The organism is Citrobacter sp. CK180 (assembly GCF_030333655.1).
Classification (GTDB): Bacteria; Pseudomonadota; Gammaproteobacteria; order Enterobacterales; family Enterobacteriaceae; genus Citrobacter_B; species Citrobacter_B koseri.
This window is the reverse complement of record NZ_JAOWFM010000033.1, coordinates 22,225-40,884: the sequence shown is the minus strand read 5'-3', so window position 1 is coordinate 40,884 and position 18,660 is coordinate 22,225. Positions and strand designations below refer to the sequence as shown.

Genomic DNA, 18,660 nt, shown 5'->3' with positions numbered 1-18,660 from the left:
AAATGCCAAAAATTAAGACCGTACGCGGTGCTGCTAAGCGCTTCAAAAAAACCGGTAAAGGTGGTTTTAAGCACAAGCACGCTAACCTGCGTCATATTCTGACCAAAAAAGCGACTAAGCGTAAACGTCACCTGCGCCCGAAAGCCATGGTTTCCAAAGGCGATCTGGGTCTGGTAATCGCGTGCCTGCCGTACGCATAAGCCGTTAACGTTTTTTTAACTTTTTTATGCCCAATAGATTTCGCATGTCGCAAGGCGGTTAACGCCGCGAAAATGTGAAAGATGAAGGGCGAATCAGAATAGATACAGGAGAGCACTATGGCTCGCGTAAAACGTGGTGTAATTGCACGCGCACGTCACAAGAAAATTTTGAAACAAGCCAAAGGCTACTACGGTGCGCGTTCTCGCGTATACCGCGTTGCCTTCCAGGCAGTTATCAAAGCTGGTCAGTATGCTTACCGTGACCGTCGTCAACGTAAGCGTCAGTTCCGTCAACTGTGGATTGCGCGTATCAACGCAGCAGCACGTCAGAACGGTATTTCTTACAGCAAATTCATCAACGGCCTGAAAAAAGCCTCTGTTGAAATCGACCGTAAGATCCTGGCTGACATCGCAGTATTCGACAAAGTAGCGTTCACCGCTCTGGTTGAAAAAGCGAAAGCAGCTCTGGCATAAGCCAGTGAAAAGAGGGAGCCTGGCTCCCTCTCTTTTATTTGTAGTGCAATCAATCAGTTGACAATTTATCCGTAACCCTTTTCAATAAAGGTTGTCCGGTTTTACCACACAAGGTAACGCAAGCATGAATGCTGCTATTTTCCGCTTCTTTTTTTACTTTAGCACCTGACTCCAGGAGGCTAGCGCGTGAAAGAAGAAACGAAAAACAGCGCGAAAAAGCCTCCTGATGGAGGCTTTTTTTGTACCTGAAATCGAGAGATTAAGTCCAACGAACCGGTGTCTTCACCGACACAATGAGGAAAACCATGTCACATCTCGCAGAGCTGGTTGCCAGTGCGAAGGCAGCCATTAACCAGGCGTCAGATGTTGCCGCGTTAGACAATGTACGCGTCGAATATTTGGGCAAGAAAGGGCATTTAACCCTTCAGATGACGACCCTGCGTGAATTGCCGCCAGAAGAGCGTCCGGCAGCCGGCGCGGTTATCAATGAAGCAAAAGAGCAGGTACAACAAGCGCTGAACGCGCGCAAAGCGGATTTAGAAAACGCGGCGCTGAATGCACGTCTGGCGGCGGAAACCATCGACGTTTCTCTGCCTGGGCGTCGTATCGAGAACGGTGGTCTGCATCCGGTAACACGTACCATTGATCGTATTGAAAGTTTCTTCGGTGAGCTTGGTTTTACCGTGGCGACTGGCCCGGAGATCGAAGACGATTACCACAACTTCGATGCGCTGAACATTCCAGGCCATCACCCGGCCCGCGCTGACCACGACACTTTCTGGTTTGATGCCACCCGCCTGCTGCGTACGCAGACTTCCGGCGTGCAGATTCGTACCATGAAAGAACAGCAGCCGCCGATCCGTATTATTGCGCCGGGCCGAGTGTACCGTAACGACTACGATCAAACGCACACCCCGATGTTCCATCAGATGGAAGGGCTGATTGTTGACACCAACATCAGCTTCACCAACCTGAAAGGCACGCTGCACGACTTCCTGCGTAACTTCTTTGAAGAAGACCTGCAAATCCGTTTCCGTCCTTCTTACTTCCCGTTCACGGAACCGTCCGCAGAAGTGGATGTAATGGGCAAAAACGGCAAATGGCTGGAAGTGCTGGGTTGCGGGATGGTGCATCCGAACGTTCTGCGCAACGTGGGCATCGACCCGGAAATCTACTCTGGCTTCGCGTTTGGTATGGGGATGGAGCGTCTTACCATGCTGCGTTATGGCGTGACCGATCTGCGCTCATTCTTCGAAAACGATCTGCGTTTCCTCAAACAGTTTAAATAAAGGCAGGGTAAAACAATGAAATTCAGTGAACTGTGGTTACGCGAATGGGTGAACCCGGCAATCGACAGCGATGCGCTGTCGGATCAGATTACGATGGCGGGCCTGGAAGTGGATGGCGTTGACGCCGTCGCCGGTGAGTTCAACGGCGTGGTTGTGGGTGAAGTGGTGGAGTGCGGCCAGCACCCGAACGCAGATAAACTGCGCGTTACGAAAGTGAACGTGGGCGGCGAACGCCTGCTGGATATCGTCTGTGGCGCGCCTAACTGCCGTCAGGGGCTGAAAGTAGCCGTTGCAACTATCGGCGCGGTTCTGCCGGGCGATTTCAAAATCAAAGCCGCTAAACTGCGCGGCGAGCCGTCGGAAGGGATGCTGTGCTCCTTCTCCGAACTGGGGATTTCCGACGACCATAGCGGCATCATCGAATTGCCGGCGGATGCGCCGATCGGAACCGATATCCGCGAATACCTGAAGCTTGACGATAACACCATTGAAATCAGCGTGACGCCGAACCGCGCCGACTGCTTAGGGATCATTGGCGTGGCGCGTGATGTCGCTGTCCTGAACAAAATCGCGCTGGTTGAGCCGGAGATCGCGCCTGTTGCAGCCACCATCAATGACACGCTGCCGATCGCGGTTGAAGCACCGGATGCCTGCCCGCGCTACCTGGGTCGCGTGGTGAAAGGCATTAATGTTAAAGCGCCTACGCCGCTGTGGATGAAAGAGAAGCTGCGTCGCTGCGGCATTCGTTCCATTGATGCTGTCGTTGACGTCACCAACTATGTACTGCTTGAACTGGGTCAGCCGATGCATGCCTTTGACAAAGACCGTATTGAAGGCGGTATTGTCGTGCGTATGGCCAAAGAGGGCGAAACCCTGGTGCTGCTGGACGGCACAGAAGCGAAGCTGAGCACCGATACGCTGGTGATCGCGGATCACCACAAAGCGCTGGCGATGGGCGGTATCTTTGGCGGCGAGCATTCCGGCGTGAATGAGGAAACGCAAAACGTGCTGCTGGAATGCGCGTTCTTTAGCCCGCTGTCTATTACCGGTCGTGCGCGTCGCCACGGTCTGCATACGGATGCTTCCCACCGCTATGAGCGTGGTGTGGACCCGGCGTTGCAGTACAAAGCAATGGAGCGCGCCACCCGCCTGTTGATCGACATTTGCGGCGGCGAAGCCGGTCCGGTTATCGACGTCACGAATGACGCCACGCTGCCGAAACGCGCGACCATTATGCTTCGTCGTAGCAAGCTGGATCGTCTGATCGGGCATCACATTGCCGATGAGCAGGTGAGCGATATTCTGCGTCGTCTGGGCTGCGAAGTGACTGAAGGTCAGGACGAGTGGAAAGCGGTCGCGCCGAGCTGGCGTTTCGACATGGAGATTGAAGAAGATCTGGTCGAAGAAGTGGCCCGCGTGTATGGCTATAACAACATTCCTGATGAGCCGATTCAGGCGGGTTTAATCATGGGGACTCACCGTGAAGCCAACTTGTCGCTGAAGCGTGTGAAAACCATGCTCAATGACAAAGGCTACCAGGAAGTGATCACCTATAGCTTTGTCGATCCGAAGGTTCAGCAACTGCTGCATCCGGGCGAAGAAGCGCTGTTGCTGCCAAGCCCGATCTCCATTGAGATGTCGGCGATGCGTCTCTCTCTGTGGACCGGCCTGCTGTCAACGGTGGTCTATAACCAGAACCGTCAGCAGAACCGCGTGCGTATCTTTGAAACCGGTCTGCGTTTCGTGCCGGATACCCAGGCAAATCTGGGCATTCGTCAGGATTTGATGCTGGCAGGGGTGATTTGCGGCAACCGTTATGACGAGCACTGGAATCTGGCGAAAGAGACCGTTGATTTCTATGATCTGAAAGGCGATCTGGAAGCGGTGCTGGATCTCACCGGCAAACTGGGCGACATTCAGTTCAGGGCGGAAGCGAATCCGGCGCTGCATCCTGGGCAGTCCGCGGCGATTTATCTGAAAGGTGAACGCATTGGTTTTATTGGGGTTGTTCATCCTGAGCTGGAACGTAAACTGGATCTGAACGGTCGCACTCTGGTGTTTGAACTGGAGTGGAATAAGCTCGCAGACCGCGTGGTGCCTCAGGCGCGCGAGATTTCGCGCTTCCCGGCTAACCGTCGCGACATCGCGGTGGTGGTCGCAGAAAACGTTCCCGCAGCGGATATTTTATCCGAGTGTAAGAAAGTTGGCGTAAATCAGGGAGTTGGCGTAAACTTATTTGACGTGTACCGCGGTAAGGGTGTTGCGGAGGGTTATAAGAGCCTCGCTATCAGCCTGATCCTTCAGGATACCAGCCGTACACTCGAAGAAGAGGAGATTGCCGCTACCGTCGCCAAATGTGTAGAGGCATTAAAAGAGCGATTCCAGGCATCATTGAGGGATTGAACCTATGGCGCTTACAAAAGCTGAAATGTCAGAATATCTGTTTGATAAGCTTGGGCTTAGCAAGCGGGATGCCAAAGAACTGGTCGAGCTGTTTTTCGAGGAGATTCGTCGTGCTCTGGAAAACGGTGAGCAGGTGAAACTCTCTGGTTTTGGTAACTTCGATCTGCGTGATAAGAATCAACGTCCGGGACGTAACCCGAAAACGGGCGAAGATATTCCCATTACAGCACGGCGCGTGGTGACCTTCAGACCCGGACAGAAGTTGAAAAGCCGGGTTGAAAACGCTTCGCCCAAAGAAGAGTAATCTGATCTAACTAAAAAGGCCGCTTTGCGGCCTTTTTTCTTTCCTGTGATGGTTACGCACCGTAAAATCAACATCATCCCTTTTCAGCTGAATGGAAAACATGCTGACTTTTGCCTGCCAACAACAGCGCCGCAATGTGCGCTGGTTATCCAGTCTGTCGGTGCTTATGCTGCTGGCAGTGGTATTAAGCCTGTGCGCCGGAGATCAGTGGATAGCCCCTGGCGACTGGTTCAGCGCCCGTGGTGAACTGTTTGTCTGGCAGATACGACTCCCTCGCACGCTTGCTGTTCTGCTGGTAGGCGCCGCGCTGGCGCTGTCAGGCGCGGTAATGCAGGCGTTATTTGAAAACCCGCTTGCCGAGCCCGGATTGCTTGGCGTCTCCAACGGCGCTGGCGTGGGCCTTATTGCCGCAGTGCTACTGGGGCAAGGTCAGTTACCCGGCTGGGCGCTGGGGTTCTGCGCCATTGCCGGCGCGCTTATCATCACACTTATTCTCCTGCGATTTGCCCGTCGACATTTATCAACCAGCCGCCTGCTGCTGGCGGGCGTTGCGCTTGGCATTATTTGCAGCGCGATGATGACGTGGGCCATCTATTTTTCAACCTCCTTCGACCTGCGCCAGTTGATGTACTGGATGATGGGCGGATTCGGCGGGGTGGACTGGCAGCAGGCCTGGCTGATGATTGCCCTGATCCCGGTTTCACTCTGGATTTGCTGCCAGTCGCAGCCGATGAATATTCTGGCGCTGGGCGAAACGTCCGCGCGTCAGCTGGGGCTGCCGCTGTGGTTCTGGCGCAATTTGCTGGTGGTCGCCACGGGCTGGATGGTCGGCGTTAGCGTTGCGCTCGCGGGTTCGATTGGGTTTATCGGCCTGGTGATCCCACATATCTTACGGCTTTGCGGTCTGAGCGATCATCGCGCTTTGCTGCCGGGCTGTGCGCTGGCGGGGGCGATAGCTCTGCTGCTGGCGGATGTCATCGCCCGTCTGGCGCTGGCGTCGGCGGAACTGCCTATCGGCGTAGTGACGGCGACGATGGGGGCGCCGGTCTTCATCTGGCTATTATTAAAGTCGGGTCGCTGAACTCATTGTAATAATTGCATATTATTTCAATGAACCTAACGCCGGGGGCACGGTGGGGGCATTCCACTAAATTTTCCCGTTCAACATGTCAATTTGGTCATCGTTCATCCGCACGATCCATTTTGAATACACGGTATAAACCATACGCGCATTTTTATGCCCCATCTGACTGGCAATGAAAGACGGGTTCGCGCCAGCTGAGAGCATCCAGCACGCATATGTGTGCCTCGTGTGATAAGGAGAACGATACCTTATACCAGATTTTTGTACCGCCCCTGGCCATGTAAGGTTAATCGTGCTCTGAGAATAATGTCGGCTCACTGTCCCTTCATTATAATTGGGAACAAAACAGAATCTCAGGCTCTGCTTTTCAACCTTTCCGCGCTCGCGGTGGTAAAAATCAATTTCGGCAGGCTCTTTATGTCCCGTAAGATCGAATTGCCTCTTTAAAGCCTCCAGTGCCGGTTTTAGCAGTTTTACCGTCCTTAACCCAGCCTTTGTCTTGGGTGGCCCAAATTTTTTAGTTAGTGTCATTGTGCGTTTAACATGAATCTCACCGCTGGAGAGATCGACATCCTCCCATGCTAAACCCGTCAATTCACCATGGCGTAAACCCGTGTAGACTGCAAATGTCCAGAGGTTCAGATGCTGACCGTGCCAGTGTTTTGATAACTCCTGGAATTCTTCTTTCAGCAACGGGTCTGGATCAAGCTCTGAGGTCTTCAGGCTTTTTATGTTCTCAAAAGGTTTATGCTGTATATAGTTGCTCTGGTGAGCGAAGCTGAGCATTCTGCATAATTGTCCCATAAAGGAGTTAACAGTTCTGACTGTACGTTGTCCTTCAGTCCTGGCTTTAAACTCCCCCTCAAGCAACTTTTTCCGATAGAGGAGCATGTCATTAAGTTGTATGTTTTCAATGGCAGTATGCTCGCCGATTATTTTCATAAAAAGTGCGCTTACCGAACGTGTTATCATCATTGTTGCTGGTGAAATCTCCACCTCTTTAATAGCGTGAAATGCGTCGCACAGTTCACCGAAAGTTAGAACACTCTTTGTCGGTTGCGAAAACTTCTTAAGCGCCTTGCTCTCCGGAAAACGCTCTTCATATTTGAATGTACCCAACTGTACTTCGGCACAGATCAGCGCTCTCAGATTACCCGCTTTTTTGATGTTGGAACTATTGACTACCCAACCTCGCAAAACCTCTCTACAGCGAACGTTCTTGTACTTGAATGATATCCTCAGTTTACCGTTGTGAATTTCCACGCCGGTAGGTAAGCCTGCCATTACGCATCCTTAATGAAATGGTTAATTTTGGGGTAGTTGTACCAGGCAAGCCCTTTTTCAGACTCAGTTCTGCCATCTGCAGTAACGTATTTAAAATGGACGCCGTTTACCCATGACTTAAGGCGGTAGCTTTTAATCTGCCCGCTGGAGAGTCCTGTTTTTTCGATGAGTTTAGCCTCAACCATCCACTCTTCATTAAAAATTACCTGTGTCATAGTTCACCTCAGGTAACCGGCACGAGTATAAAAGTGCCGGTGTTATGACGTTGATAAATCGTTATCAGGTTGCCTGCGAGGGGAGGTGGCGCAGACGGCGCGCTCCGTTCATAGCGGTTGCTACGTAACTGGCCAGGCGGTTAACGACTTCCACTGTTACTTTTATTCCATCAACCACTACCGTGTATGTGGTCTTGGTTTTCTGACGGCCAAACTCCCCGTAAAGCTCAACATGCTTTGCCAGTGCTGCATCGCACGCCCGGCGCGCCAGCGGAGATTGCGTGCTGCGGTTTATCAATCGCATATTCACCTCACTTAATTAGGCCAAGTGTGTAATTAAGTTCATGAAGGCATTCTTTGTCGTACTCAAAGAAGTAGTCCCATTGCTCTTGATTGCGGTGCTCACGGACCATTGCCCAGCGCCAGCCATCGGCATCTAACACGCGGCGAACTTTGCGCTTAACAACGGTATCAACATCGTAAATTACACCGTAATTAGCCCCGAACCCGTTACGCAAAACGTCAAGCTCAACGGTGATAACCCGGTATAATTTCGGAAGATTTTTCAGTTCTTCAATGCGCATGATCACCCCACTCAACAACAGGTATTGCCAGGTCTATTGACCATGAGATGAGTTCACGTTCTTCGGGAGCTTGACATTCCCCGTAGACGTAGTATCTGGCACCATCGCGACCTTTTGCTGGGTCGAGAATTTCGACCACAGGACCATCTTTTACTGCGGCCAGAATCTGATGCTGGCCGCCGACGATATTCAGCGACGGAACCGTGAGGAAATAAATAAAGCCTGGTAGCAATTCGGCCTTCTTAGGATGCCCGTAGAAGTACGGAATGCTGTAATGGTCCAGGGCATCATCAAGCCATGCCTCTTTGCTGTGAAATTTGTCATGCCATTGCGCGACGACATCAGTTACCGGCTGGCTTGATATCATTGCTACGCACGCTGACATGCAGGTATTGAAGGTTGGTTGTTGTTGATGTTCGATCATTTACTCGACCTCCTCATTAATACCAGCGGAGCGGTCAATGCGTTCGATTTCAGCCAGAATTAAAGCCCCAGCTTTTACCAGGTTGCGACGGCGGGCATTTGGTTTCCACCATGATGCATCCCAAGGCCACCCCCACGGCTTGCCACCATTACGATTCACAGTTCCTGTTTCGTTTATGTAACAAACCGCCGCCATTGCCATTTCGTTATTGCAATGCTCGTCGTCGTGTTCTGGAGTCCACCCCTCCGCTGTAATCTGGCGCTGCCGTTCTGCCAGTACATCAGCAGCGGCATTAGTGGAGGCGCGGGACTCCAGATACTCGATATACGCCTTAAGCACATCAGCGCGGTGTTTCCCCAACGGCTTCACAACATCGAATCGTCTGTCCGCCTGCATCCAATCAGTTTTGTCGCTCCACTCCATATAGGCGAAACGGAAGGACTCCAGTTCGGCAATCTGAGCCTTAAGTGCGTCAACTTCTGCTTTGTGCTTCTTGTACGCCTCATAGGCGTGCCAGGACTGACCTTTGCGCACGCTGGCGGTGATGTCCGCCACTTGTTCAGGTGTCAGCGTGGTCAGAGGTTGTGCCGGGTAAATCAACACCAGCCCGGCGTCCCAGTCGAAGCCAGCCTGAATGGACTCGACCTCAACAGATGGCGACGCGCCGATGCTGCCAGGAGAGTGTATGGCGATGGTAATTTCCGGATCGCGCCTTTGCGTCAGTGTGTTGGACCAGATCCGGGCAACCAGCTCAGAGAATTTAGAAAATTTCATGCTGCACGCTCCTGATTATTCGCCGCCACCAACGCCTTGTGCTTTTTCTTAACTTCAGCTATTAGCGCTTGAACGCGCCGTTCTTCATGAGAAAGTTTGATGTAGAGTTCCCTTCGCAAATCGTCGTACTTGATCACCTTTTCGTAATCCCAATACGGATAAACGCATCCGTTATAGGATTCACGCAGGGCCTGAAAATCATCAGCCGTTATGCCCATGCCGCCGTAAAATACGTAGCATTTTTTGAGTGATTCCAGGTCGCATGCAGTAACGCTTTGGTGCCCTGGTAGGCTTCCTGACCACCAGTGATCCTTAACAATCCTCTGGCTTCCGTCCTGCATTTGTAGCTTCATCTCGCTTCCTGCAAATGCTTTGAATGCTTCGCTTGCTGGTGAGTAAAGGAGAGGGCGTTTAAATGGCCCGTCGCTTCCAATTAAATCTCTCCCAATCTCTTCGTAAATAAAATTGAGAGGGCGGTTTAATACCAAGGCTTCGCCTTTGTTGAACTGAACGACGGCGACCACTTTCAACTCTTCATTTTGCAATTTGCTCATGTCATTACCGGGAGGGCGGACCCTCCCGCCTCCCTTAGCCCACGTATTCCGGTTTCATGTCGTCAAGAGTTATGCGGTACTTATCGTGCAGCTCGTCGCCAAGATGCCGTTTCGCTGCGGAGAGTTTTTTCTCTACCATTTCAAAGCATGTTGCAGCATCCGGTGCGTCAGGCTGTGGCAGACCGTTGATTGCTTCATCAAGCATGGCGCGATGCTTAACCAGGTGATAACGGCGGGTAGCTTTATTTTTCAACTCAGTGAACAGTGCCGTACCTAATGCAGGTTTTGCCGTATTGATATCGTTTCCCACAGCGGTTGCATCTTCCAGCGTCTCAGCCGAATCAATGCGCGCACGGAATTTCTCTGCCGTATCATCGATGTTTACATCAGCTTCCTGCGCACTGGTGGTCTGCAGGGTAAGCATCGCGTCCAGTGGGCTGGCTCGGCATGGTCACAACCTTCATGGAAGGCAATTCTGGTATCCGGTCATTCCATCGCCACCGGCGGGCAGGGGAAAGTGATTGCCGGTCTTGAGGGAGAACTTGTCGCCATCAGGGAAAGCACATCCTCAATGGGCATCAGGCGCATGAACAGTCTGATCGAATACACCCAGGCATTTGTTGTCAGCCAGAACATCCAGCTTCGCGATGTTCGTTATCGCGGCGATTACTTTGGGAGAGCGTCATGAGTATCTATCAACGCATTAACGGCGCTGACTGGCACAATATCTTTGTCGTCGGCGATCTGCATGGGTGTTACACGCTGCTGATGAATGAACTTGACAAGGTTTCGTTTGACCCGGCGCGTGATTTGCTGATCTCAGTGGGTGACCTCATCGACCGCGGCGCGGAAAACGTCGAGTGCCTCGATCTGATTACTATGCCGTGGTTCCGGGCTGTGCGCGGAAACCATGAGCAGATGATGATTGATGGACTTTCTGAATACGGGAACGTAAATCACTGGCTGGTAAATGGTGGTGGTTGGTTCTTCAATCTCGACTATGACAAAGAGGTTTTGGCCAAGGCTCTGGTCCATAAAGCGGCTGATTTGCCACTCATCATCGAACTGGTCACTTCCGATCGGAAAATCGTAATTTGCCACGCCGATTACCCGTTCAACGAATATGAATTTGATAAGCCTGTCCCTAAAGATATGGTCATCTGGAATCGTGAGCGGGTTAGTGAAGCTCAGGACGGTATTATCTCTGAGATATCCGGTGCTGACCTGTTTATCTTCGGACACACCCCAGCGCGCCATCCCCTGAAGTATGCAAATCAGATGTACATCGATACCGGTGCCGTGTTCTGCGGAAACCTCACGCTGGTACAGGTGCAAGGTGGTGACCATGCGTAAGCCATCCCGCCGTAAGTGCAAAGTATGCAATGAGTGGTTCATCCCGGCATACGACAACATTCGCTGGTGCGGCCCTGAGCATGGCGCTATTTACGCAATGGATCTACGCGCTAAGGAGAAGGTGAAAGCTGAGGCGAAGCGCATCAAGGAAAAACACGAAGCCGAGAAAGCCGATCGCAAGCGTCTGCGCGAGCGTCGCAAAGATGTGAAACCATTACGTCACTGGGTGCAGATGACACAGCGCGCCTTCAATGACTGGCGGCGCGAAATGCTGCTTTCCGCCGGGAATGGCTGCATCTCCTGCGGAACCAAAACCGCCTTTGCATGGCATGCCGGACATTACCGTACCACGGCCGCCGCGCCGCAACTGAGATTCAATCCAGACAATGTTTGGCTCCAGTGCTCTGCATGTAACGTCCACAAATCAGGAAACATTGAGGCGTACCGAGTAGCGCTGGTGGAGCTGATCGGCGAAGAGCGCGTGCTGGCGCTGGAGTCCAACAACAAAACCCACCGATACACCCGTGAAGAACTGGAAGGCATACGTGCCAAAGCCAGGGCAGACCTACGCGCATTGAAACAGCAGGAGGCAGCATGACACCGTCTGAATTAACAATTCATATCCTCGCGTTTATTGGTCTGATTAGTTGCATTCTGTTTGGCGCCGTATGGATATGCGCGGCATTCCGAATTCTTTGGGTATATGCCAATTATTCAGCCAGTAAAGCCATAAAGGCCCATCGGTTCGCCATGAGGACGAAAGCCAGAACAAAGGCGGCGTGGAAACGGTTGGGGATAGATGTATGACCAGGGCCGATGTTGAACGTTACCAGGCTGAAAGCGTTAAGCGCGCTATGTTGCCGCCAGTAGCAAAGCACAGCCAGCAACAGCAAAAAACAAAACAGACCGCAGGAGAATCCGCATGAATCTCGAATCAATCGCTAAATATTTTGCGCCTAAATCACCGATGTTCAGTGACTCTCCGCGCGCTACGGCATCTGACAGCCTTACCGGCACTGATGTTATGGCCGCACTTGGGCTCGTCGGACATAAATGCGGATTTGGTTTTGATCTCTATCTGGCAAAGATTGGCATTAGCAACCCGGATCGGGCAATGGAGTCTCTTTATGAATCAGCCGTTGAGTTATCGCGACGCTATAAATCAGTTTCAGAACTCAATGACGACATCCGTCGAAGAGTCCTTGAAATTATGTGCGCATTCGCTTTCCAGGACTATTCACGCAGCGCAGCAAGCGTTCGTCGGTGCGATTGTTGCGATGGAACAGGTTTTACTGAAGCAGAGGTATTTACTAATAAAGTTACCTTCCCGTGGGGGAAAGCACCATCATGGGCCAAAATGTCACGCGCCGTTGGCCCGGGTGACTGGGAGAAATGGAACTCAGTACGCGAAGTGGTCAAGGTTAAATGCAAATCGTGTAACGGAAAGGGTGTTATCAGCAATTCGTGTCGCTGCCACGGGAAGGGCAAGGTGCTGGACAAGAAGGAAAGTGATCGCCAGGGCGTTCCGGTGATGAAATGCTGCGATCGCTGCGGCGGTCGTGGTTATGCGAGATTAAAGTTCTCGGTAGTTCTGGAAGGCATCAGAACCGTAACGGATATAAAAAAAACGTCAGCATACGAGCAACTCCAGCCACTTTTCGAAGCGCTGGTAAGTGAATGCCACAAACAGGAGTCTTTTGCCGATTCCGTTCTCTCAAAAGTGACACGATGAGTATTTATTTACTTAATTTTGGCATTCAGCAGAAAAATGCTATTGCTATTTGCGGAAAAACTGGTTAGATTTATCTCTAACGCTGGGAATCCGTTCAATCGTTCCGAAGCAAAAAAATTCAAGCCCGAGGTTAAACGCCTTGGGCTTTTTTATTTGCGGTACGCCGCACACAGAACCCACTACCTGGGACCCTTCAGCCAGAGAGCTGACATTGCCACACCCTCACATTGCCAGCCTGTCGCTGGCTTTTTTATTTCAGGCTCACGGGAATCAATCACTACGTGCTTTGTTGAAAATCCAGCCCGTGAAGCCTGACCCCTTTCATAACACACAGCGCCATCCGAAAGATCGGAGGTGAGGCCTATGAAAATGCCATACAAACAAGATTTCATCGCTGCGCTACTTGCCGCCAAGGAGCAGGGTATTGGTGCAATGCTGGCTTTTATCATGGCGTACCTGCGTGGTCGCTATAACGGCGGCGCGGTAACAAAAACGCTAATTGATGCGCTGATGTGCGCGATGATTGCCTGGTTCGTTCGTGACCTTCTGGACTTTATCGGCCTGAGCAGCAACCTCGCCTACATAGCCAGCGTCTTTATTGGATACATCGGCACCGATTCGATCGGCAATCTGATTAAAAAATTCGCAGCCAAAAAGGCGGGAGTTGACGATGCAAACCAGTCCTGACGGCATTGCGCTGATAAAAAAATTCGAAGGTTGTCGGCTGACTGCCTATCCAGACCCAGGGACAGGCGGCGCGCCGTGGACGATTGGTTATGGCTGGACTCACCCGGTAGATGGCAAGCCAGTAAAGCCCGGAATGACTATCGACCAGGAAACGGCTGACAGGTTGCTTAAAACGGGGCTGGTGAGCTATGAAAACGACATACTGAAGCTGGTCAGAGTGAAACTGACGCAGGGCCAGTTTGATGCGCTGGTATCGTTCGCTTACAACGTCGGCTCGCGTGCGCTATCAACATCCACGTTGCTGAAGAAGCTGAATGCTGGCGATACCAAAGGCGCCGCTGATGAGTTCCTACGCTGGAATAAGTCTGGCGGGAAAATTCTTCCCGGGTTAACAAATCGCCGTGGGGCGGAGCGTGCTCTGTTCTTGTCATGATTACCTCTTTGCTTAAACGCTACTGCTTGCAGTTAGCAATTGTGTCGCTCGTTGCTGTGTTGGCATTTTTTGTGAACCACTACCGCGACAACGCCATCACCTATAAAGACCAGCGCGATAAAGCCACTGAGCAGCTCGGCCTGGCGAACGCCACCATCAAAGACATGCAGACCCGCCAGCGTGATGTTGCTGCGCTGGATGCCAAATACACGAAGGACTTAGCTGATGCTCAAGCTGAAAACGATGCTCTTAAGCGCAAGCTTGATAATGGCGGTCGGGTGCTCGTCAAAGGCCGATGTTCAGTGCCTACCTCAACCAAAACCACCGGCACCCCCGGCATGGGCAATGATGCCACCGTCGAACTCTCTGACGTTGCTGGACGAAACGTTCTCGGTATCAGATCCGGCATCAAGCAAGACCAAACAGCCCTGAGAGCACTTCAGGAGTACATCAACACGCAGTGCCTGAAATGATTCGTCACCCACAACAGACAAACAGAGCCTGACTTCGGTCGGGCTTTTTTATACCTGAATTTCACCGCGCACCGCATGCGCACAAAAACCACCGAACCAGACCCTTTGGAATGAGCCGTTGAGGATGTCAGTTAGTGCTGGCGAGCCTCGGTGGGCTGACTTCCTATGCGGCAACGGTTCATCTCAAAGAGCAGGTAAAACGCTATGAAAGAAGCAGTGTTAGTCCAGGAGTTCGACTTCTCTAAGATGGTGATGGCTATCCAAGGGAGGGCGTTCACGACCAGTCAGAAGATCGCTGATTACTTCGGAAAACGACATGATAACGTGTTGAGAAAAATTAGGCAGGTGAAGTCAGAATGTCCTCCAGAATTTGCCGCCCTCAATTTTGAGGAGGCTGATTTCATTGATAAAAATGGCGAAGCGCAGCCAATGTTCAAGCTGACAAAAGATGGTTACATGTTGGTAGTGATGGGCTTCACTGGCGCAGCGGCCACGCTAATAAAAGTGCGATACATTCAGGCGTTTAACTGGATGGCGGATCAGTTGACTCGCTGGCATGAGATGGGTGAGCAGGCTCAGCACCGCCATGCGTTAAAGGTCGCCAAGTCAGAAGTGAAGGCCCGCATCGGTAGCAAGATGATGAATGCACGCAAGCGCGAAAAGAAACTGCTTGCGCTGGAATTCGATCAGATCCTATCGCTGACACAACCAAAACTGATTTTCACCGAGTGATGGCATTACAGAAGCTCTTCACTGAGGGGCTTCGATAATGCTTACCCGACAAGAAGCATAGATTGGCATCAACCAAAGAGGTGATCCATATCTTGGCAGCCGGAACAGACGGAAGTGGCATAGCAACATCGTGAGATGGTGGCGACCGCTGCGACAAGAATGCCCATTGCGCCGATTCGTCGCAGTCTCCACGCCCGAACTAAGACCGCAGCCTCCCTGAGGAGGATTCTCCCTGCGCGAGTGAGCGTGGTTATTCAAAAACGGGTCACGCCGGGTTTTCCTCGCGATGGTAACGCGAGCTTTTACCTTCACAGCGGCATGCCGTAGCCGTGGCGGGCGAATACGGTCACTTACCTTTTCAGAGAGCAGAAAAATGGCAAAAACAAAATGGCCTAAGTTACCGCGTTTTTTCGTTCCGTTGTTTCACTGTGCGAATGTATATCTGTGTCGGTCAAAAGAGGAATGGCAGCAGGCAGAAAAATCACTTGGTGTTTCCCTGGCTGACGTAAGCATGTTCAACGGCATGTGTCGGCAATTCGTTAATGATGAAACCGGTGAGAATCTTTATCTGGTGGGTGTGTTTGATAATAATGCCGCCACACTGGTTCACGAATGCGCACACGCAACGTTTTACTGCTGTAATGATGTTGGTGTGACAGTCGACACTGGAGCGACAAACGAAACCTACTGCTATCTGCTCGACAGAATGTTCTCGGCATTCCTGCCGCACATCAAACAGGATTAACTCATGGATAGCTGCTCACTGAGTGTTGATCTGAAATTTAAATGGTGGGTTTCGGTTTATCTAAAAACGCTGATTTTTTTCTGTGTAATTTGTCAGCGGGAACCTGATTACGAGACGGTAGGCGCATTCATTGTGCAACACGGCATGAGCCAAAAGGTGAAGTTAGAGCCTGCAAAGAGATAACGGAGTAATTCATGGCGAATGAAGACGATCGCCGCCCGATGCCGTCACCAGCATTCATTGAAGAGTTCGCGCCGTACATACGGTTAGCTCCTGCTGATGGTGTATGGCAGTGGGTACAGGAACAAATCATCGCCGACTCTGGCCACCTGCATAATCCCGACCACGCACACCTCGCAGATGCTGACATAGCGTTTATGTGGGCAGCGACAGCATTCACCAAAAAAGGACGAACGGTTCTTGGTCAGGCAGAGGAAGTGATGATGCGTGCTGGTGGATGGCAAAAAGCCCGGATGGAACAGCAGATGCATGAGTGGTTCGGACATAAGCCGGATTTCATTATCACGCTGGCCGGTGACTTCTGCCTGCATTGCTCTGACATCGAATTCTGTGCACTGGTAGAGCATGAGCTTTACCACATAGCGCAGGAGACCGATGAATACGGCTCCCCGAAGTTCTACCGTGACTCCGGCCTGCCGAAACTGTGTATGCGTGGTCACGATGTTGAAGAGTTCGTTGGCGTGGTCCGTCGATACGGTGCTAGCGCCGACGTGCAAGAACTGGTGGACGCAGCCAATCAACCTGCGGAGGTTGCACATCTCAATATTGCCAGAGCATGCGGGACGTGCATGCTGAAACTGGCTTGATTTTATGACTGATTATGACGGGCAGGTAAGCTATGGCGACATTAAAAGGTGAGATTAAAGCCTTCATCGTTCAATCGCTTGCGTGCTTCGACACACCTTCTCAGGTAGTGGAGGCTGTCAAAAAAGAATTCGGCATCACGATCCCTCGTCAACAGGTTGAATCCCACGACCCGACAAAAGCTAACGGCAAAGGCCTGGCGAAAAAATGGGTGGAGATGTTCAACGAAACCCGCGAGCGCTTCCAGACGGAAATTGCAGAAATCCCGATTGCTAATAAGGCTTATCGGCTTCGCGTACTGCAACGAATGTCTGTGACCGCCGAGAACATGAAAAACCTCGGCATGACGGCCCAGCTTCTCGAACAGGCTGCGAAAGAGGTCGGTGACGTTTATACCAACAAGCAGAAGGTTGAACAGAACGTTATATCGACTCACAACGTTATGCCCGTTCCATCCTGTGACAACGTTGACGACTGGGAAGCTGCTGCGCAGAAACAACAAAATGAGGTTCTTGGTGGATGAATTACAAGGCTGTATGGAAGCCTCTGCCCGGATCACAGTCTCTTTCGCTGAGTTGCCCATGTAATGAGATCCTCTACGAGGGAACGCGCGGACCAGGCAAAACCGCTGCGCAGTTGGCGCGTTTTCGCCGTAATGTCGGTGTCGGTTATGGTTCATTCTGGCGCGGTGTCATTTTTGACACTGAGTATAAGAACCTGGCAGACATCATCACGCAGTCTAAGCGTATGTATAACCTGTTCGGCGACGGGGCAAATTTTCTTCGGTCTGCGAGTGAATTGCGATGGGTGTGGCCTACTGGTGAAGAACTGCTGTTCCGGTTCGGAAGTGAAGCTGATGATTACTGGAACTTCCACGGACAGGAATTTCCGTTTATCGGCTTTAACGAGCTGACCAAACAACCTAACTCAGATTTCTACGAAGCAATGTTTTCGTGTCGTCGCTCATCGTTCCGGCCTGAAGACTATCCTCGAAAAGATGGATCGTTGCTAAAACCGATCCCACTCGAAGTATTCAGCACGACAAACCCATTTGGCATCGGTCATACCTGGGTAAAAAAACGATTTATCGAACCGGCACCGCGCGGAACTGTGCAGCGTCACAAACAATTAGTGTTCAACCCTCAAACCGAGCGGGAAGAAGAGATCACGTTAACCCGCGTCGCGATACATGGTTCTTTCAAAGAGAACCCGTATCTGGATCCGCAGTACATCGCAACGCTGATGTCCATCAAAGACCCGAACCGCCGCAAGGCGTGGGTAAAAGGTTCATGGGATGTGACCAGCGGCGGACGCTTTGACCATCTATGGAATGAGGCGCTTCACGTCATTAAGCCGTTCCGCATACCGGATAGCTGGACCGTTGACCGTTCCCATGACTGGGGGGAGTCGAAACCGTTCTCTAATCTCTGGTGGGCTCGCACGGATGGTACTGTCGCGACGCTGCCGGATGGGCGTCAATTCTGCCCGCCCGCCGGGTCTCTGATTTTGATTGGCGAGTGGTACGGTTGCCCGCCTGACGAACTGAATAAAGGGCTGAACATGTCATCTACCAACGTCGCAAAAGGCGTTGCGTGGATAGATAAGCGGCTAACAGGCCAGGAAGTTGACGAACCTGACGAGATAAAACTCGATGGCGTCACCCAAGGACAACTCAACATTATGCCGGGTATCTGCAAAAAGGTTGTTCCCGGCCCGGCCGACAGCGCGATCTACAACACTGGCGATGATGAGCTTTCCATAGCTCAGAAAATGGAAGTGCAGGGCGTTAAATGGGTTGAGGCCAACAAAAAGCCCGGCTCTCGCGTTAATGGCGCCGCATTGTTTGCCGACATGCTGGAGGCGGTTGTCGAAGGTAAAAAACTGGAATCCGGGATACCAGAAAAACCCGCGTTTTATGTTTTTGATTACTGCCGTGGCTGGATAAGCCGTATTCCTGTACTCGTCCGCGACAGCAAAAATCCTGATGACGTTGACACGCAGCAGGAAGATCACGACTGGGACGGAACTCGTTATGAAGTTCTGCATTCACCGCCGAAGAAAGTCGGCAAAGTCACCAAACTTCGGATGTAA

Annotated in this window: 27 protein-coding genes, 1 pseudogene and 1 other annotated feature; of the genes and pseudogenes, 20 read left to right on the top strand and 8 right to left on the bottom strand. The window is 51.7% G+C overall.

From position 1 onward, the window contains the following. Positions 1-2: 2 nt before the first annotated feature. The 7 genes from rpmI to btuC all read left to right on the top strand — a co-directional run bounded on the left by rpmI (position 3) and on the right by btuC (position 5,751). Positions 3-200, top strand: coding sequence for a 50S ribosomal protein L35 (rpmI, locus tag OGV50_RS04280; RefSeq protein WP_001124225.1), 198 nt, complete (start codon positions 3-5; stop codon positions 198-200). Positions 201-317: 117 nt separating this feature from the next. Beyond that, positions 318-674 carry a 50S ribosomal protein L20 gene (gene rplT / locus OGV50_RS04275; RefSeq protein ID WP_000124850.1) on the top strand — a complete coding sequence of 119 codons (357 nt, stop codon included), beginning with the start codon at positions 318-320 and terminating at the stop codon, positions 672-674. Between the two features lie 119 nt (positions 675-793). Further along, positions 794-917 (top strand) — a sequence feature (Phe leader region). Continuing rightward, positions 799-843 carry a pheST operon leader peptide PheM gene (gene pheM, locus OGV50_RS04270; RefSeq protein ID WP_001386830.1) on the top strand — a complete coding sequence of 15 codons (45 nt, stop codon included), beginning with the start codon at positions 799-801 and terminating at the stop codon, positions 841-843. It overlaps the preceding feature by 45 nt. Positions 918-979: 62 nt before the next feature. After that, positions 980-1,963, top strand: a complete 984-nt coding sequence (gene pheS / locus OGV50_RS04265) for a phenylalanine--tRNA ligase subunit alpha (RefSeq protein ID WP_024130384.1) — start codon at positions 980-982, stop codon at positions 1,961-1,963. A 15-nt stretch (positions 1,964-1,978) separates the two neighbouring features. After that, positions 1,979-4,366 (top strand): phenylalanine--tRNA ligase subunit beta, encoded by a 2,388-nt coding sequence (gene pheT, locus OGV50_RS04260; protein ID WP_200092559.1) that lies wholly within the window; start codon positions 1,979-1,981, stop codon positions 4,364-4,366. Positions 4,367-4,370: 4 nt separating this feature from the next. Then, positions 4,371-4,670 carry an integration host factor subunit alpha gene (gene ihfA / locus OGV50_RS04255; protein ID WP_001229266.1) on the top strand — a complete coding sequence of 100 codons (300 nt, stop codon included), beginning with the start codon at positions 4,371-4,373 and terminating at the stop codon, positions 4,668-4,670. 100 nt (positions 4,671-4,770) lie between these two features. Further along, a complete protein-coding gene (btuC, locus tag OGV50_RS04250; RefSeq protein WP_286488356.1) occupies positions 4,771-5,751 on the top strand; it encodes a vitamin B12 ABC transporter permease BtuC in 981 nt (326 codons plus the stop codon). Positions 5,752-5,817: 66 nt separating this feature from the next. Here btuC and OGV50_RS04245 read toward each other — a convergent pair whose 3' ends face one another. From OGV50_RS04245 to OGV50_RS04210, 8 genes are all read right to left on the bottom strand, one after another. Beyond that, on the bottom strand, positions 5,818-7,038 hold the full coding sequence (locus OGV50_RS04245) for a site-specific integrase (RefSeq protein WP_286488352.1): 1,221 nt from the start codon (positions 7,036-7,038) through the stop codon (positions 5,818-5,820). Continuing rightward, positions 7,038-7,253 carry an excisionase family protein gene (gene xisR / locus OGV50_RS04240; protein ID WP_286488351.1) on the bottom strand — a complete coding sequence of 72 codons (216 nt, stop codon included), beginning with the start codon at positions 7,251-7,253 and terminating at the stop codon, positions 7,038-7,040. Before xisR ends, OGV50_RS04245 begins: the two co-directional genes overlap by 1 nt. A 64-nt stretch (positions 7,254-7,317) precedes the next feature. Continuing rightward, a complete protein-coding gene (locus OGV50_RS04235; RefSeq protein WP_286488350.1) occupies positions 7,318-7,557 on the bottom strand; it encodes a DUF4060 family protein in 240 nt (79 codons plus the stop codon). A 7-nt stretch (positions 7,558-7,564) separates the two neighbouring features. Continuing rightward, positions 7,565-7,837, bottom strand: a complete 273-nt coding sequence (gene yajC / locus OGV50_RS04230; RefSeq protein WP_286488348.1) for a preprotein translocase subunit YajC — start codon at positions 7,835-7,837, stop codon at positions 7,565-7,567. Beyond that, on the bottom strand, positions 7,827-8,261 hold the full coding sequence (locus OGV50_RS04225) for a hypothetical protein (RefSeq protein WP_286488347.1): 435 nt from the start codon (positions 8,259-8,261) through the stop codon (positions 7,827-7,829). Before OGV50_RS04225 ends, yajC begins: the two co-directional genes overlap by 11 nt. Continuing rightward, positions 8,262-9,035 (bottom strand): hypothetical protein, encoded by a 774-nt coding sequence (locus tag OGV50_RS04220; protein ID WP_286488346.1) that lies wholly within the window; start codon positions 9,033-9,035, stop codon positions 8,262-8,264. Beyond that, positions 9,032-9,589 (bottom strand): hypothetical protein, encoded by a 558-nt coding sequence (locus tag OGV50_RS04215; RefSeq protein ID WP_286488345.1) that lies wholly within the window; start codon positions 9,587-9,589, stop codon positions 9,032-9,034. Before OGV50_RS04215 ends, OGV50_RS04220 begins: the two co-directional genes overlap by 4 nt. 34 nt (positions 9,590-9,623) lie before the next feature. Next, positions 9,624-10,013, bottom strand: coding sequence for a DNA breaking-rejoining protein (locus tag OGV50_RS04210; RefSeq protein ID WP_286488344.1), 390 nt, complete (start codon positions 10,011-10,013; stop codon positions 9,624-9,626). On the opposite strand from OGV50_RS04210, the pseudogene OGV50_RS23570 reads away from it, so the two are divergent. The 13 genes and pseudogenes from OGV50_RS23570 to OGV50_RS04145 all read left to right on the top strand — a co-directional run. Continuing rightward, positions 9,909-10,169 (top strand): annotated as a pseudogene (locus OGV50_RS23570) (recombination protein NinB); the annotation flags it as partial. The gene OGV50_RS04210 and the pseudogene OGV50_RS23570 sit on opposite strands and share 105 nt — an antisense overlap. Before the next feature lie 104 nt (positions 10,170-10,273). Next, positions 10,274-10,942, top strand: a complete 669-nt coding sequence (locus OGV50_RS04200; protein ID WP_286488343.1) for a serine/threonine protein phosphatase — start codon at positions 10,274-10,276, stop codon at positions 10,940-10,942. Continuing rightward, positions 10,935-11,540 carry a recombination protein NinG gene (locus OGV50_RS04195; RefSeq protein ID WP_200003456.1) on the top strand — a complete coding sequence of 202 codons (606 nt, stop codon included), beginning with the start codon at positions 10,935-10,937 and terminating at the stop codon, positions 11,538-11,540. Before OGV50_RS04200 ends, OGV50_RS04195 begins: the two co-directional genes overlap by 8 nt. Before the next feature lie 205 nt (positions 11,541-11,745). Next, positions 11,746-11,868, top strand: a complete 123-nt coding sequence (locus tag OGV50_RS04190) for a PPVAKH motif-containing phage-derived small protein (protein ID WP_233598241.1) — start codon at positions 11,746-11,748, stop codon at positions 11,866-11,868. Further along, the gene (locus OGV50_RS04185; RefSeq protein WP_200003455.1) at positions 11,865-12,674 is read left to right on the top strand and encodes an antitermination protein Q; all 810 of its coding nucleotides are present in this window, start codon (positions 11,865-11,867) and stop codon (positions 12,672-12,674) included. The genes OGV50_RS04190 and OGV50_RS04185 overlap by 4 nt, the downstream gene beginning before the upstream one ends. Positions 12,675-13,037: 363 nt before the next feature. After that, positions 13,038-13,361 carry a phage holin, lambda family gene (locus OGV50_RS04180; RefSeq protein WP_090049330.1) on the top strand — a complete coding sequence of 108 codons (324 nt, stop codon included), beginning with the start codon at positions 13,038-13,040 and terminating at the stop codon, positions 13,359-13,361. Further along, positions 13,345-13,794 carry a lysozyme gene (locus OGV50_RS04175; protein WP_115614623.1) on the top strand — a complete coding sequence of 150 codons (450 nt, stop codon included), beginning with the start codon at positions 13,345-13,347 and terminating at the stop codon, positions 13,792-13,794. Before OGV50_RS04180 ends, OGV50_RS04175 begins: the two co-directional genes overlap by 17 nt. Beyond that, the gene (locus OGV50_RS04170) at positions 13,791-14,267 is read left to right on the top strand and encodes a lysis protein (protein ID WP_115614624.1); all 477 of its coding nucleotides are present in this window, start codon (positions 13,791-13,793) and stop codon (positions 14,265-14,267) included. The genes OGV50_RS04175 and OGV50_RS04170 overlap by 4 nt, the downstream gene beginning before the upstream one ends. A gap of 204 nt (positions 14,268-14,471) precedes the next feature. Continuing rightward, positions 14,472-14,999: a Rha family transcriptional regulator gene (locus OGV50_RS04165; RefSeq protein ID WP_115614625.1), complete on the top strand. Its 528-nt coding sequence runs from the start codon at positions 14,472-14,474 to the stop codon at positions 14,997-14,999. A 373-nt stretch (positions 15,000-15,372) separates the two neighbouring features. Beyond that, a complete protein-coding gene (locus tag OGV50_RS04160; protein ID WP_286488342.1) occupies positions 15,373-15,744 on the top strand; it encodes a hypothetical protein in 372 nt (123 codons plus the stop codon). A gap of 194 nt (positions 15,745-15,938) precedes the next feature. Further along, positions 15,939-16,571, top strand: a complete 633-nt coding sequence (locus tag OGV50_RS04155) for a putative metallopeptidase (protein ID WP_222168025.1) — start codon at positions 15,939-15,941, stop codon at positions 16,569-16,571. Between the two features lie 32 nt (positions 16,572-16,603). Further along, complete coding sequence (locus OGV50_RS04150) at positions 16,604-17,092, top strand: DUF2280 domain-containing protein (RefSeq protein WP_042999757.1); 489 nt, start codon at positions 16,604-16,606, stop codon at positions 17,090-17,092. Continuing rightward, on the top strand, positions 17,089-18,660 hold the full coding sequence (locus tag OGV50_RS04145) for a terminase (protein WP_196013943.1): 1,572 nt from the start codon (positions 17,089-17,091) through the stop codon (positions 18,658-18,660). Before OGV50_RS04150 ends, OGV50_RS04145 begins: the two co-directional genes overlap by 4 nt.